Genomic DNA, 15,727 nt, shown 5'->3' with positions numbered 1-15,727 from the left:
AAAAACGTGCCGCGCCTCGTGCCCGGTTGGACCTCGCCGATCGTGGTCGGGCGTCACGCTTTTGGCGATCAATATAAAGCCACCGATTTCCGGTTCCCCGGCAAAGGCCAGTTGACGATGAAATTCGTTGGCGACGATGGCACTGTGATCGAGAAAGTCGTCTACGACGCCCCCTCCGCCGGTGTATATCAGGCGATGTACAATCTGGACGACAGCATCCGCGACTTTGCCCGCGCCTCGTTGAACTACGGCCTCAATCTCGGCTGGCCGGTCTATCTGTCGACCAAAAACACCATCCTCAAAGCCTATGATGGCCGCTTCAAAGATATTTTCGAAGAGGTCTATGAAGCCGAGTTTGCCGAAGACTTCAAAAAGGCTGGCATCTGGTACGAACACCGCCTGATCGACGACATGGTTGCCTGTGCGATGAAATGGTCGGGCAAATTCGTCTGGGCCTGTAAAAACTACGATGGTGACGTGCAATCGGACACCGTGGCACAGGGCTTTGGCTCGCTGGGCCTGATGACCTCGCAATTGATGACGCCCGATGGCAAGATCGTCGAAGCCGAAGCCGCCCACGGCACTGTCACCCGCCACTACCGTCAACACCAAGCGGGAGAGGCCACCTCGACCAACTCTATCGCCTCGATTTTCGCTTGGACCGGGGGGCTCAAACACCGCGCCAAACTGGACGACAACGATCAATTGATGCGCTTTGCCACCACCTTGGAAAAGGTCATCGTCGATACGGTCGAAAGCGGCTTTATGACCAAAGACCTCGCGCTTTTGGTCGGCCCGGATCAAGGCTGGCTGACCACCATGGGGTTCTTGGAGAAAATCGACGAAAACCTGAATAAGGCTTTGGGCGGCTAAACTGCACTTTCGCGATGACAACAGGGCCGGAGCCGCAATGCTCCGGCCTTTTATGTCTGTGGTTGCCTCGACACGGCCTTGCACCTCGCCACACCCTTTGACAGACTGCACCACGGCGCGACCCAAACCGGGGTGCCGATGTTGACCTCAAAAGGAACAGTTATGAAAGACCTCACAAAATCTCTTTTCGCCGCGGCCCTGATCGCCCTCGCCGCCTCCCCCGCCTTCGCGCATTTGCCGCCCGAAGAGCATGGGTCGTTTCTGGCCGGGGCCTCGCATCCGCTGTTTGGCCTTGATCATGTCTTGGCGATGCTGGCGGTCGGTGTTTGGGCGCTTCAGATCGGCGGGCGGGCGATCTGGGCTGTGCCTGCGGGCTTTGTCGGCGCGATGACACTGGGCTATATTGGCGCGCGGTTGGGGATGGATTTGCCCTTTGTCGAACCGATGATCCTCGCCTCCTCGATCCTCTTTGGCGTCCTTGTGATGCTGGCTTTGCGTCCGGGCCTTTGGGGCGGGGTGGCGGTGGCGGCGTTTTTTGGCCTGTTTCATGGCCATGCCCATGGTGCCGAACTGGGGGCCGCCACAGCATGGTCCTTTGGCGCAGGCTTTATCCTTGTGACGGCCGCGCTGCATGGCTCTGGTGTCATTTTGGCCCAATATATGGCCCGCGCTCATCCTTTTGCGCCCCGCGCTTTGGGGGCGGCGTCCGCGCTTCTGGGCCTGTCGCTCGTCTTCGGGTAAGGCCCTAAATTTCTGCACAATTTTAGATGTTAGCGACCCCTTAAGCCTGTGTGTCTAAACCCTGTCTCAAACGGAGAACAGAAGGTTTCCGACATGCAGTTGGCATCTGCCTATACATCTGCGGCCCTCACCGGTCGCACGCAAGAGCAACAGGCGCTCCGTTCGTCCTCCGCGCTGCCGGAAAGGAACGGAGCCACTGGCGCGCCTGACAGCACGGCCCAAACCGCGGACCCAACACAAGATCAAAAGACCCGTGGGAAGCCATCCCAAACTGGCTCACCTGCGATCACACAAAGCACGGCTGAAAACGCGGCGGAGACGGCCAAAAGCGCCGTGAAATCCAAAACCGCGGGCGCGAATGCGGTGTTTGCCCGGTATGACCTGACCCAGATTTCGGCGACCGAGATTGATCAGATGACCTCCGAACTGAAATCGGCGGGGTTTGACGATCTTGGCTTTCTTATGAGCCTGGAACGGCAGGGCGCGACCTACCGAACCGAGATGGAAACCCGCGCCACGGTGCCGGGCTATGAGACGAACAGCGGTTTCGACGCGGCTGCGCCAATGGACCTTTTGGCCCAAACCCGCTCCGAACGCGATTTGGCCCATCGCTATGGCCAAACCACCGAACGGCTCGACAGCCAGTTGGCCAAATTGGAGGCGGCGCATATGAATCGCCCCTCTGCCGCAGCCCCGGCCGGGCCTTCGGCGCAAATGGCCGAAACCCTTGTGTTGTTTCAGGCCCAGCGACTTTGGATTGAATGACCCCTCTTGACGGATCCCTGTAGAAGAAAGGCAGCCCATGCTGATCGCCCCCAATATCCCCCAAACCAGCCTCACCACACAAACAGCCAGCGCCACGTCAGGGCCGCAGGCCCCAGTCACACACACAACGGAGCGCCGCGGGTTCACCGCTCAAACGTCTGCGCCCACGGCTGAGGCGATCTATGCAGACTACGATTTCACCAATATTTCGCCCGATGAGATCGACGACATGGCCGACCGGCTGCGCGAGGCCGGAGCCTATGAATTTAGCGACATGATGATGCTCGAAACCCGTGGCACACGGTTTCAACAACATCTGTGCGATTGCCTTTATGAGGCTGGGATCACCAACAGCCGCTCTTTCGACGGTGCGCAGAAAAGCGATGTCATTGCCTCGTTCACATTCCAGATCGAAATGTCGCGGCGCGCCGGAGATCCGACCGAATTTGCCCAAAAGAGCCTGGATCGGCTTGAGGAGATCCACGCGCAAGCCCAAGCGGATCGGGCCAAGGCACAGGCTGTGCCGTCCCGCGCCGCGCCGACGCCCGCTTTGGCGCAATCTCTGCTTGGCTTTATGGCGCAGTCTGGCTGAACTGCCGCTTTTTAGGGCAGCCTCCCTGCCCCGTCTCGTTGGGACAAGGCGGCTCTGCATTTTACGCTAGACAGGTCAGCATTCCTGTCCTACATACCCGCTATGCCCGCACCCTTTCCCATTCCGCAAAACCCGGCGAAACACACGCTGTTCGAGGACCTCCAAGGGTTCTCCATCGCGCTGATCACCACCGCCATCGGGTTGACCATCATCGCCCAGCTCGGGTTCATCACCGGCCAGACGGCGGGCTTGGCTTTGGTGATCTCTTATCTCACCGGCTATTCCTTCTCTTGGGTGTTTTGGCTGATCAATATCCCGTTTTATGCCCTCGCGTGGTTTCGCATGGGCAAGGAATTCACCATCAAATCGGCGCTTTGCGTCACGGCGCTGTCGATCCTTGTCGCGGTGATTCCGAAATGGATGTCGTTTGACACGCTCAATCCGGTGTTCGGCACCGTCGCCTTTGGCATCCTCACCGGATACGGGCTTTTGGGCACGTTTCGTCACAAAGGCTCGCTGGGCGGATTGGGCGTGGTTGCGCTCTATGCTCAGGACAAATACGGCATCCGCGCCGGGATTGTGCAACTTTGTTTTGATGCTGTGCTGTTCACCGTGGCTTTCTTCCTTTTCGAACCGTCCCGCGTGCTCTATTCCCTCTTGGGCGCGGTGATCCTCAATGGTGTGATCGCCTTTAATCACCGCCGCGACAGATATATCGCCAGTTGAGGTCCGCATCAGGGCCGTCAAAAGCCCCGAGGACACGCATGCAAACCGCAGACCCAAAAGCCGACACCCACAGCCTGCTCGAAGATGCGCAGGGGTTTATTTTCGGCACCGCCATGTGCGCCTTTGCCCTTGTGATGCTGCGCGATCTGGGGTTGGTGACCGGGCAGACCGCCGGTCTGGCGCTGTTGATCTCCTATATGTTCAAACTGCCCTTCGGCTGGGTGTTCTTTGCGGTGAACCTGCCGTTCTATTGGTTTGGCTACAAACGCATGGGGCTGAAATTCGTTCTGAAAACCTTTGCCTGCGTGGCGCTGATCTCGGTCTTTTCCGAGGTCTTCCCGCATTTCGTCTCCTTTGAAACGCTCAATCCGGTGTTCGGCGCGATCATGTTGGGATTCATGACCGGCGCGGGGCTGATGGCGATTTTCCGGCATGGCGGCTCGCTGGGCGGGATCGGCATTTTGGCGCTCTATCTGCAAGACGCGACCAAATTCAAAGCGGGCTATGTGCAACTGGCCTTTGACGCCTGCCTCTTTGCCGTTGCCGCCTTCATCTTGCCGTTACCGCAGGTGCTCTACTCCTTGCTCGGCGCGGTCGTCGTCAACCTTGTGATCGCGATCAACCATCGCCGCGACCGCTATATTGCAATGTAAGGGGGAACCAAGATGCCCAAACATTATCTCTTCCTTCTGGCGGCCATCGTCTCCGAAGTCATCGGCACAACCGCACTCAATGCCTCGCATCAGTTTACCAAACTCGTGCCCTCGGTCATCGTGGTCATCGGCTATGGCCTGTCGTTCTATTTCCTGTCGCACACGCTCAAAGTCATGCCCGTCGGCATCGTCTACGCCATCTGGTCCGGGCTGGGCATCGTTCTCATCACCCTCATCGGCCTTGTCGCCTTTGGTCAAAAAATCGACCTCCCCGCCCTCCTTGGCATGGCTCTCATCCTCGCCGGGGTTCTCGTGATCAATGTGTTCTCAAAAACCGTGACCCACTGACCCCTCCCACCCCATGAGCATTTTACGCGCCAAATGCGGGTTTTTCGCCGCTCTGGTGCTTTAAAGCTGGTGTTTTGCCGCCGGGCCGGGTAGGCCCCCGCGCAAGACATACCTCACACGGAAACCGCACCCTATGGATCTTCGCAATATCGCCATCATCGCCCACGTTGACCACGGCAAAACGACACTCGTCGATGAGCTCCTGAAACAGTCGGGCACCTACCGCGAAAATCAGGCCACCACTGAACGCGCCATGGACAGCAACGACCTCGAGCGCGAGCGCGGGATCACCATTCTCGCCAAAGCCACCTCGGTCGAGTGGAAAGGCCATCGCATCAACATCGTCGACACGCCCGGCCACGCCGACTTTGGCGGCGAAGTCGAACGCATCCTGTCCATGGTGGACGGGGTTGTGTTGTTGGTCGATGCCGCCGAAGGCCCGATGCCGCAAACCAAATTCGTGACCTCGAAAGCGCTGGCTCTTGGCCTGCGTCCGATCGTGGTTCTCAACAAGGTCGACAAACCGGATGCAGAGCCGGATCGCGCGCTTGATGAGTGTTTCGATCTCTTCGCCTCGCTTGATGCCGATGACGATCAGCTCGACTTCCCGCATCTGTATGCGTCTGGCCGCTCTGGCTGGTGTGACGCCGAACTCGACGGGCCGCGCAAAAATCTGGACGCGCTGTTCAACCTCGTGCTCAACCACGTCCCTGCCCCGCGTCAGCTCAAGCATCAGCACGAGCCGTTCAAAATGCTTGCAACCACCTTGGGCGCCGACCCGTTCCTGGGCCGCATCCTGACCGGTCGTGTGGAAAGCGGCACGCTCAAAACCGGCGCGACCATTCAGGCGCTGACCCGCAACGGTCAAAAAATCGAACAATTCCAGGTCAAGAAAATTCAGGCCTTCCGTGCCTTGGCATGCAGGAAATCCCGGAAGCCATCGCCGGCGACATCGTCTCCATCGCGGGCATGTCGAAAGCCACCGTGTCCGACACGCTCTGCGCCCTCGAAGTGGACGCCCCGCTCGAAGCCCAGCCGATTGACCCGCCGACCATCACCGTCACCTTTGGCATCAACGACAGCCCGCTTGCCGGCCGCGATGGCAAAAAGGTGCAATCGCGCGTCATCCGTGACCGTTTGATGAAAGAAGCCGAAGTCAACGTGGCGATCAAAGTCACCGACACCCCCGGCGGCGAAGCCTTTGAGGTTGCCGGTCGCGGCGAGCTTCAGATGGGCGTTTTGATCGAAAACATGCGTCGCGAAGGGTTCGAACTGTCGATCTCTCGCCCGCAGGTTTTGATGCGCGAATTGGACGGCGTCAAAGTTGAGCCGATCGAAGAAGTCACCATCGACGTCGATGACGAATACTCGGGTGCTGTGATTGAAAAGCTGACCGGCGCCCGCAAAGGCGAGCTGACCGAGATGAAACAGCAAAACGGCAAAACGCGCATCATCGCGCATGTGCCGTCGCGCGGTCTCATCGGCTATCACGGCGAATTCCTCACCGATACCCGTGGCACGGGCGTTTTGAACCGCGTGTTCCACGATTGGGCCCCTTATAAAGGCCACATTCCGGGCCGTCGCCAAGGCGTTTTGATCTCCATGGATAGCGGTCAGGCCGTGTCCTACGCTTTGTGGAAACTCGAAGATCGCGGTCACTTCTTTATCGGCGCTCAGGCCGATGTCTATCAGGGCATGATCATTGGCGAACATAGCCGTGACAATGACCTCGAAGTGAACCCGCTCAAGGGCAAACAGTTGACCAACGTCCGTGCGTCGGGCACCGATGAGGCCGTGCGCCTCACCACCCCGGTGACACTGACCTTGGAACAGGCGATTGCCTATATCGACGACGACGAACTGGTCGAAGTGACGCCGAAAGCGATCCGTTTGCGCAAGCGCTACCTCGATCCGAACGAGCGCAAGCGCCACGCGAAATCGTCCAAAGCCTAAACAGCTCAGACGTTTCAGACTGATGACAAAGGCCCGTGTGAAAACGCGGGCCTTTTGCTTTGGCGCGCAGACTCTGTGCGGCCACGGGGACTGCGCCAAAGCGCGAAACTTCCTATATGGTGATCAAACGGAGGATCATCTCATGAAAAAAATCCAAACCCAAGGCGTGCATCACATCACCATCACCGGCGCGGACCGGCAAAGCTCCATCGACTTTTGGGAAGGTGTGTTGGGCATGCCCTTTGTCTTTGAACAGCCCAATCTGGATGATGCAAAACAAGGCCATCTGTATTTCGATCCCGGCGACGGACGGTTGATCACCGTCTTCACCTCAGAGGACCGCACACCAGGTCGGCACCGGATTGATCAAGGCCCCGGCTCCTTGCATCACTTGGCGTTCAATGTTTCAAAAGTCAGTTTCGATCACATCGTGGCGCGGCTCAATGCGCGCGGGATCACCCATTCAGGCCCGAAAGATCGCGGCTTTATGGACAGCATTTATTTCCGCGACCCGAATGGCATGTTGGTGGAATTGGCCAGCTACCGCTTTGAGCCGCCATTGGGGTTCACCCATACCGACGTGTTGCACCGCGCCCATCTGATCCGCGTGGCGGCGGGAGACGATCACATCGACACCGAACATCTGGCCGATGCGATTGAGGCCTTGGTCACCGAGCGCACAAACACGCTTTCTGAGGATCGCGGGCCGAAAAACCCGTATTCCACATAAAACGGCGCGGAATCTCTCCCGCGCCGCTTCATAAACTTTGATCCGATTACTCTTCGGTCTCAACCACCAAAAGCTCGCGCTCGGACGCGCCTTTGGCATGGCTCAGCGCCTCTTGGTATTCGGGCGAATGGTAACAGGCGACCGCCGCTTCAACCGTGTCAAATTTCGCCACAACATTGCGTGGGCGATCTTTGCCCTCAAGCTGCACATAGCGCGCCGCACGGGCAATGAATTTGCCGCCGTGTTTGGCAATGGCAGGACCGGCAAGCTTGGCATATTTGCCATAGGCTTCCTCATCCGTGACGGTCACATGGGCGATCCAAAGGGCTGGCATATCTTATCCTTTCAACAGAGTTTCAGCGGCGGCAATGGCAGCCTCAGCACCGGAGAAATCCTTGCCCCCGCCCTGCGCCATATCCGGTCGACCACCGCCACCTTTGCCGCCGACGGCAGGCACGGCGGCCTTGAGCACGTCGACCGCAGAGACTGTCGCGGTCAGATCATCGGTGACGCCACAGGCCACAGCGACCTTTCCGTCCTCTTCGGTGATCAACAAGATCACGCCCGAGCCGAGGTTGGTTTTATGGGCGTCAATCAGAGCCCGCAGGTCTTTGCCCGACACACCTTCAAGCGCTTGCGCAAGGAAGGGGATGCCGTTGATCATCTTGGCCTCGACCGCGCCTTTGGCGCCGCCGCCCATGGCCAATTCGCGTTTGAGATTGGCCACCTCTTGTTCCAATCTCTTGCGTTCCTCGGCCAGCGTTTTGACCCGCTCAACGACTTCGCTCACCGGCGTTTTGAGCGCGGCTGCGATCACCTCCGCCCGGTTCGCGGCCTCGGCCAGATGGTCAAGTGCGGCTTGGCCCGTCAGGGCTTCGATCCGGCGCACACCGGCTGAGGAGGCACTGTCGCCCAAGATCACACACAGGCCGATGTCGCCAGTGCGTTTGACATGGGTGCCGCCACACAGTTCGAGCGAATAGGTCATTCCATCCGCGCCTTTGCCGGTGTCAGCGCGGCCCATGGAGACCACGCGCACTTCGTCGCCGTATTTCTCGCCAAACAAAGCCTGCGCCCCAAGTGCGCGGGCGTCATCGGGCGTCATGATCCGGGTTTCGACCGGGGTGTTTTGGCGGATGTAGCCGTTCACATCCTCTTCAACCTTACGCAGTTCTTCGGCGCTCAGGCCTTTGGTGTGGCTAAAGTCAAACCGCAACCGATCCGGCGCATTCAGTGACCCGCGCTGCGCCACATGCGCGCCCAGCGTTTCGCGCAGCGCCTCATGCAACAGATGCGTGGCAGAGTGGTTGGCGCGGATCGCGGTCCGGCGAGCATGATCGACGATCAGCTCAGCCGCCTGTCCGGTTTTGATCTCACCCGTGGTGACTTTGCCGATGTGAATGAACACGCCAGCGACCTTTTTCGTGTCGGTCACATTTACAGTGCCGCCCTCGACGCGGATCAGCCCCATGTCACCGACTTGGCCACCACTTTCGCCATAAAACGGCGTCTGGTTGACCACGACCATGACCTCGTCGCCCGCCGTCGCAGACCCGACAGAGCCTCCCCCTTTGACCAGTGCCAACACCTGACCTTCGGCGCTCTCGGTGTCGTAGCCCAAAAACTCGGTGACGCCATGCTCTTCGGCAATATCGTACCACACGGTCGCATCGGCCGTTTCACCCGACCCGGACCAGGCCGCGCGGGCCTTGGCTTTTTGTTCGGCCATGGCGGCGTCAAAGCCTGCGGTGTCGACCGCACGGCCCTGTTCGCGCAGCGCGTCCTGGGTCAAATCGAGTGGGAAACCATAGGTGTCATAGAGTTTGAACGCCGCTTCGCCCGGAAGGTTGGCACCCTCTTCAAGGCCGGACAATTCTTCGTCCAAAAGTTTCAGGCCGCGATCCAACGTATTGATAAAGCGCGTTTCTTCAAGTTTCAAAGTCTCTTCGATCATCGACTGACCTTGACGCAATTCCGGGTAGGCCTCGCCCATCTGGCGCACCAGTTCGGGCACCAGCTTGTACATGATCGGGTCCTTCGCACCCAACAGATGCGCATGGCGCATGGCGCGGCGCATGATCCGCCGCAGTACATAACCGCGGCCCTCATTCGAGGGCATCACGCCATCTGCGATCAGGAAAGAGGTCGAACGCAAATGGTCGGCAATCACCCGGTGATGGACATTTTTATCGCCATAGGGATCGACCGAAGTCGCATGGGCCGAAGCCTCGATCAGCGCCTTCATCAGATCGGTATCGTAGTTGTCATGGCTGCCTTGCAACAGCGCCGCAATGCGCTCAAGCCCCATACCGGTGTCGATTGACTGCATGTCCAGTTCGGTCATCGTGCCATCGGCGAACTTCTCGTTTTGCATGAACACAACGTTCCAGATCTCGATGAACCGGTCGCCATCTTCCTCAGGGCTGCCCGGAGGACCGCCCCAAATATGATCGCCGTGGTCGTAGAAAATCTCTGTACACGGCCCGCACGGTCCCGTGTCACCCATCTGCCAAAAGTTGTCGGAGGTGGCGATGCGGATGATCCGCTCTTCCGGCACGCCGACCTTTTTCCAAATCTCAAACGCCTCGTCATCGGTGTGGTAGACCGTGGTGTAGAGTTTGTCCTTGGGGATGTCGAAATCCTTGGTGATCAACTCCCAGGCAAAGGGGATTGCTTCATTTTTGAAGTAATCGCCAAAGGAAAAATTGCCCAGCATCTCAAAGAATGTGTGGTGGCGCGCGGTGTAGCCGACGTTGTCGAGATCGTTGTGTTTGCCGCCGGCGCGCACACATTTTTGTGCCGTGGTTGCGCGGACATAATCGCGTTTCTCCACCCCGGTGAAACAGTTTTTGAACTGCACCATGCCGGAGTTGGTGAACATCAACGTCGGATCGTTGCGCGGCACAAGCGGCGAACTGTCCACAACCTTATGACCGTTGCGTTCGAAATAGTTGAGAAAGGTGGAGCGGATATCGTTCACGCTGGGCATGTTGGGCTCATCCTTACAGGCGTTTTGGGGCCGCCAGATCTGGCGTTCAGGACGGTTTACCGCCCCTGTGCGATCCTGTCCATAACCGCGCATAGGAAAAGGGCCGAAACGCGATGGTTCCGGCCCCTCTTCCCTTGAAAACCTTTGGGTTCTTCGGCGGTCTAAGCCCGATCCCGCACTCTTATACCTCGTCAGCCTCGTCATCGACGATGTCGTCATGGGAGAATTCCGCACCCAGATCGAAATCCAACCCATGCGCCGCACGGATTTTATCTTCGATCTCAAGCGCAATTTGCGGGTTTTCTTTCAGGTACCGTTTGGCGTTTTCACGCCCCTGCCCCACGCGCTCATCGCCGTAGGAGAACCACGCGCCGGATTTATCGACCACGCCCGCCTTGACGCCAAGGTCCAAAAGCTCGCCGGTTTTGGAGATGCCTTCGCCATACATGATGTCGAATTCCACCTGTTTGAACGGCGGAGCGACTTTGTTTTTGACGACTTTGACGCGGGTTTCGGAACCGACCACCTCGTCGCGGTCCTTGATCGCGCCAATGCGGCGAATGTCCAGACGCACAGAAGAGTAGAATTTCAGCGCGTTGCCACCGGTCGTGGTTTCGGGCGAGCCGAACATGACGCCGATTTTCATCCGAATTTGGTTGATGAAGATCACGGTGCATTTGGAGCGTGAAATCGAGCCGGTAAGTTTGCGCATCGCCTGCGACATCAAACGCGCATGTACACCGACCGAGCTGTCGCCCATATCGCCTTCAAGTTCGGATTTCGGCGTCAAGGCCGCAACCGAGTCGACAACCACAAGGCTCACCGCGCCGGAGCGCACCAAAGTGTCCACGATTTCAAGTGCTTGTTCGCCGGTGTCAGGTTGGGAGATCAGCAGCTCATCCAGATTCACGCCCAGTTTGCGGGCATAGATCGGATCAAGCGCATGTTCGGCGTCGACAAAAGCGCAAACGCCGTTTTTCTTTTGCTCTTCAGCGACGCAATGCAACGTCAGGGTGGTTTTACCGGAGCTTTCCGGGCCGTAGATCTCAACGATCCGGCCTTTCGGAATGCCGCCAATGCCAAGCGCGATGTCCAGACCAAGCGAGCCCGTCGAGGTGGATTCAATCTCTTGCACCGGGTTGTCCGCGCCAAGGCGCATGATCGACCCCTTGCCAAATTGCCGCTCAATTTGCGCCAGCGCACTGTCGAGCGCCTTTTGCTTTTCGCCATCTTTTTTGGTCATGTTCGCCGCCGTAGCCATTGTTCACTTCCTTATTTCACACCAAATCTCGCACGGCAACGGGTGCAAATAAGTCACCTCATGCGGCGGTCTGGGACTGTTCTTGTTCGCCTCTTGTTCTCACGGATCTTTATGAGGACAAAAAGAGAACATTTCAACTCAATTCTTAACATTCCAATTTAAAGACAAATTGCACTGCTAATATTTAACAAATCGTTTACCGTGAAAGAACTGCTGAAAAATAATTCTATAGACAAATATGCCTTTGTTTATGAAAGGAAATCCTCCAGATAACCAAAAAAGACGCCGTCTCATCTTTAGTAGAACTGCGCCTGAACCGTGGCCGTCAGTTCCGACAGGGAAAACGGTTTGGGCAGGAACACCGAATTGGGGATGCGCGCCTGTTGTTCGGTGAAATGGTCTTCGGCATAGCCCGAGACAAACACCACTTTCACATCCGGCCGGGTTTTCAGGGCTTCCGAGACCCAGCTTGGCCCATCCATCCCCGGCATGATCACGTCAGAGACAAACACATCAATATGCAGGCTGCTGTCTTCGAGCGTTTCCAACGCCTCTTCGGCATTTTCCGCCTCGATCACCGTATAGCCCCGCAACCGCAAGGCGCGCGAGGCAAAGGCACGCACCGGTGCCTCGTCTTCGACCAACAGAATCACCCCGGAGCCGCGTTCGGCGGGCACAGATGCGTCAGGAATCGGTTTGTTTGCCGCCTCGACCACCGCCTCAGCCCGCGCGGTATGCGCAGGCAAAAAGATGGTAAAGGCGGTACCAGACCCGACCACGGAGTCCAAAAATATAAAACCCCCGGTCTGTTTGATGATCCCGTATGCCGTGGATAGACCCAGGCCCGTGCCCTCGCCCGTCCGTTTGGTGGTGAAAAACGGCTCAAACACTTTTTGCAACCGCTCGGGCGGAATGCCGATCCCCTGATCTGAGACGCTGACCACGACATATTCGCCTGCGGGCACCGTGGCTCGATCTCGGGTCAGGGCCTGGCGCAACACTTCGTTACGGGTTTCGACCTTGATCTCCCCGCCCGTCGGCATGGCGTCACGGGCGTTCACCACAAGGTTCATGATCACTTGTTCAAGCTGACGTTTGTCGACCCGGATCGGCAACAGGCCCGCGTCGTGACTGAGGGTGAGGGTCACTTTCTCCCCAACCAGCCTGTTCAGCAAATGGGTCAGATCAGACAGGGTATCGCGCAGGTCAATGACCTCGGGCTTGAGGGTCTGTTTGCGTGAAAAGGCCAACAATTGACCAACAAGAGACGCGGCACGGTTGGCGTTTTGGTGAATTTGGACGAGATCGCCATAATCCGGGTCGGACTTGTCGTGACGCAGCAGCAACAGGTCACAATGGCCGGAAATGGCCGTCAAAAGGTTGTTGAAATCATGTGCTACGCCACCAGCCAACTGACCGATGGCCTGCATTTTCTGGCTTTGAACAAATTGCGCCTCAAGCGATTTCAGCTCGGTTGCATCTGAGAGCACCGCGATCAATTCGATCTCATCTCCCTTGCCTTCGACCCGGCTCAGGGTGATTTGCAGGAATGTATCGTTTTGCGGCCGCGCCGCGCGGACAAATTCCGGCTTGCGCGCCCGCGCCATGGCCACATCCGTCACCCAATCCTGCACAGGCCGTCCCAGCCCTTCGACCAAATCGCCGAGTCTGAGTTGATCATGGGCCATGATCGACAAAAGTTCGCGCGCGGGTCGGTTGGATTGTAAAATCCGACCATCAACAGAGACTTTCAAAAGCGCCACAGGCAGCGCATCAAAGGCGTCCCATTCGCCCACAGAGGGGGTTTTTTCCGGCAAGAAATACACTTCCTTGCGCCCAGAGCCACCCGTTTCAAACTGGGCCACACGGGCATAGACGCGCCCTTCGGCACCCGACAAAACATGCACATCACCATGGCGGAGCGGCAGGTCGGTCACCACCCGATCCAAGGTCTTTTCGCGATGACCGATCAAGCGGCGCATGGCCTCATTCATAAACAGCACCGCATTGTTTTTGCTCAGGGTCATCATCGGCAGAGCCAAAGCCTCGCCGTCCAGGGAGCTGCCCTTTTCGACCATATCATCCAGGCGCCATAAAAACCCGTCCTCCCCGATCATATGCACACCCAGGCGCACATGACCGTGGCGCATCACCACATCTTCGCGCGCGCCGCCCTTGGCCAAAGCCCGCGATTGCAGCCGCGCCAAAGTGGTGGCTGGAGCGGCAAAAAGATCCTCAAGGGCCGCCAAAAGCGTCTCTCCGCCCCGCCCGCCAAACCGCTTGATGGCGGCCCGGTTTTCATAGCCGATCACACCATCAAGATCTGTGGTGAAACAAGGCGCCGCATCATTGGCCACAAATTGGGCCAGAGCGTTGTGCACACGTTTACGCGCGATTTTGCGCAGATGGGTCAGCACACGCACCAGAATGGCGGCCCAAAGCAGAACGGCCCCCGTACCAAAAGCCAAAAGACCAAATCGCGGCAGCGGCAACACCAGAGCCGCGCCACAGAGCAAAAGCCCGCCAATGGCAATGGTCATACTATAAGGAGCAAGGCGCTCGGCCTGTTTCGACAATGGGCCTGCTGTCATGCTGACGCTCGTCACATATCCCCCTCGTCGTGCAGTGCACGCAATTCTAAACGTGCGTTGCACGCAATTCTAAACGTGCAGTGCACGCGGCTTTGGGAGCAGAATGCCCCAGGCTGTCCGGTGGATCGAGTCATCCCGATCCGTTCCTCTCTTGTGCGATAATTTGGTTAATGACGCTTTAAGAGCGGAGGTTGGGATGAGGATAAACGTCGAAGAACTATCGGTAAAGTTGTATTGTTAACCTTTATTGCCCCTGAAAAGGGTTTTAAAGGTCATCTCAGAGCACAACAGCGCGCTGAAACACCGCGATGAAAAATCCGTCACCGCCCTCAAGCGGGCTGACGTGGCGGCTCATGCGCAGGGAGAACTCGGGGTGGCGCGCGGCGAATTTGGCCACTTGATCGTCGTTTTCGACTTTGAAAAGCGAACAGGTGGCATAGGCCAGATGGCCACCGGGTCGGACACGCGGCGCAACTTCGTCCAGAATATCCGCCTGAATTTGCACCAAATGCGACAGCCGGTTTTCGGTTAACGCCCATTTGCCCTGTGGGCTGCGTGAAAACGCACCAGACCCGCTACAGGGCACATCGCACAGGATCAAATCATAGGACTTGGCCAATTCGGATGTGCGGGCCAAAGCAATGTCAATCCCGGCGCGGGATGCGCGTGGGGCGATGTCCTGCATCCGGGCGGGATCAATGTCATGGGCGGTCAATTTCACATCCACGCGCGCACCGATGGCCAAGGCTTTGCCCCCGCCGCCGGCGCAATAATCCAAAACCGATTGGCCGGGTTCCAGCGGCAAAACATCAAGGATCGCCTGAGATCCAACATCCTGAATTTCAACCAGTCCGGTGAGATAGGCCTGAGACCGGGCCACAGCACGAGCATTGCGGGTGACTTTGAGCGCGGTGTCGCACAGAGGATGCGGCACGGCGTCAATGTCGTCTTTGTGCAAAGCCTCACAGGCGCTGTCCAAGGTCGCCTTGCGCGGATTCACCCGTAAAAACACCTCGGAGCGATGGCGCAACAGCTCAAGGGCAGCATCCGCATCGGCGCCCAAAGTCGCATCATACAGCGGCAAAAGCCAGTCCGGGCAATCCAATCGCACACCGCGCGGCGCGCTCGAAAGCGGCGCGGGTAGCGCGCGTTCGCCCTCATGCAAGGGGCGCGGCGCAAAGCGGTCGGTGCAAAAAAGCGTGTCGGGATCGGTGCCCGCCGCACGCAACGCCCCCAGGATCAATTGCCGACCGGAGGGGCGCTCGCCCGCCCCACCGAGCCAGGCATAAGAGCGCATGCAACGGATTGCATCAAACACGAGATCGCGGATCGCGGCGCGGTCTTTCGACCCGGCATAGCGGTGGCCGCGCGCCCATGTTGTCAGCACCCGTTCGGCATTTTCGCCGACGAGAACATCATCCAGAATTTCGATTGCGGCGGAAAGGCGAGCGGCTGGTGTCATGATGTAGCGAAAACAGGTTCCATATGAAAAAGCAACGGGGACT

The 15,727-nt window shown here is 58.1% G+C and carries 13 protein-coding genes and 1 pseudogene; 9 read left to right on the top strand and 5 right to left on the bottom strand.

Features of this window, described 5'->3' with window-relative positions:
• The 9 genes and pseudogenes from C8029_RS15600 to C8029_RS15560 all read left to right on the top strand — a co-directional run.
• A partial coding sequence (locus tag C8029_RS15600; RefSeq protein ID WP_152003242.1) for an NADP-dependent isocitrate dehydrogenase occupies positions 1 to 873 on the top strand: 873 nt, incomplete at its 5' end.
• Positions 874 to 1,035: 162 nt separating this feature from the next.
• Entirely contained in the window at positions 1,036 to 1,614 is a 579-nt protein-coding gene (locus C8029_RS15595; protein WP_152003241.1) for a HupE/UreJ family protein, read from the top strand.
• A 93-nt stretch (positions 1,615 to 1,707) separates the two neighbouring features.
• Complete coding sequence (locus tag C8029_RS15590) at positions 1,708 to 2,379, top strand: hypothetical protein (RefSeq protein WP_152003240.1); 672 nt, start codon at positions 1,708 to 1,710, stop codon at positions 2,377 to 2,379.
• A 37-nt stretch (positions 2,380 to 2,416) separates the two neighbouring features.
• The gene (locus C8029_RS15585) at positions 2,417 to 2,971 is read left to right on the top strand and encodes a hypothetical protein (protein ID WP_009571282.1); all 555 of its coding nucleotides are present in this window, start codon (positions 2,417 to 2,419) and stop codon (positions 2,969 to 2,971) included.
• A 102-nt stretch (positions 2,972 to 3,073) separates the two neighbouring features.
• A complete protein-coding gene (locus tag C8029_RS15580) occupies positions 3,074 to 3,697 on the top strand; it encodes a YitT family protein (protein ID WP_009571283.1) in 624 nt (207 codons plus the stop codon).
• 38 nt (positions 3,698 to 3,735) lie between these two features.
• On the top strand, positions 3,736 to 4,350 hold the full coding sequence (locus C8029_RS15575) for a YitT family protein (RefSeq protein ID WP_009571284.1): 615 nt from the start codon (positions 3,736 to 3,738) through the stop codon (positions 4,348 to 4,350).
• A gap of 12 nt (positions 4,351 to 4,362) precedes the next feature.
• Positions 4,363 to 4,698, top strand: coding sequence for a DMT family transporter (locus C8029_RS15570; RefSeq protein ID WP_009571285.1), 336 nt, complete (start codon positions 4,363 to 4,365; stop codon positions 4,696 to 4,698).
• Between the two features lie 133 nt (positions 4,699 to 4,831).
• Positions 4,832 to 6,651 (top strand): annotated as a pseudogene (gene typA / locus C8029_RS15565) (translational GTPase TypA).
• Positions 6,652 to 6,793: 142 nt separating this feature from the next.
• Positions 6,794 to 7,381, top strand: a complete 588-nt coding sequence (locus tag C8029_RS15560; protein WP_009571287.1) for a VOC family protein — start codon at positions 6,794 to 6,796, stop codon at positions 7,379 to 7,381.
• 46 nt (positions 7,382 to 7,427) lie between these two features.
• On the opposite strand, the gene C8029_RS15555 is transcribed toward C8029_RS15560, so the two are convergent.
• From C8029_RS15555 to C8029_RS15535, 5 genes are all read right to left on the bottom strand, one after another.
• Positions 7,428 to 7,715: a DUF1330 domain-containing protein gene (locus C8029_RS15555; RefSeq protein WP_009571288.1), complete on the bottom strand. Its 288-nt coding sequence runs from the start codon at positions 7,713 to 7,715 to the stop codon at positions 7,428 to 7,430.
• A gap of 3 nt (positions 7,716 to 7,718) precedes the next feature.
• Entirely contained in the window at positions 7,719 to 10,370 is a 2,652-nt protein-coding gene (gene alaS, locus C8029_RS15550; protein ID WP_009571289.1) for an alanine--tRNA ligase, read from the bottom strand.
• A 181-nt stretch (positions 10,371 to 10,551) separates the two neighbouring features.
• Complete coding sequence (recA, locus tag C8029_RS15545) at positions 10,552 to 11,631, bottom strand: recombinase RecA (RefSeq protein WP_009571290.1); 1,080 nt, start codon at positions 11,629 to 11,631, stop codon at positions 10,552 to 10,554.
• A 296-nt stretch (positions 11,632 to 11,927) separates the two neighbouring features.
• The gene (locus C8029_RS22810; RefSeq protein ID WP_009571291.1) at positions 11,928 to 14,222 is read right to left on the bottom strand and encodes a hybrid sensor histidine kinase/response regulator; all 2,295 of its coding nucleotides are present in this window, start codon (positions 14,220 to 14,222) and stop codon (positions 11,928 to 11,930) included.
• Positions 14,223 to 14,499: 277 nt separating this feature from the next.
• Positions 14,500 to 15,684, bottom strand: coding sequence for an RsmB/NOP family class I SAM-dependent RNA methyltransferase (locus tag C8029_RS15535; RefSeq protein ID WP_152003239.1), 1,185 nt, complete (start codon positions 15,682 to 15,684; stop codon positions 14,500 to 14,502).
• Positions 15,685 to 15,727: the final 43 nt, after the last annotated feature.

Origin of the sequence: Roseobacter sp. TSBP12, from assembly GCF_009129705.1 — a bacterium.
Lineage (GTDB): Bacteria > Pseudomonadota > Alphaproteobacteria > Rhodobacterales > Rhodobacteraceae > Celeribacter > Celeribacter baekdonensis_A.
The sequence above is the reverse complement of the archived record's forward strand: the minus strand, read 5'-3'. Positions and strand labels throughout refer to the sequence as shown.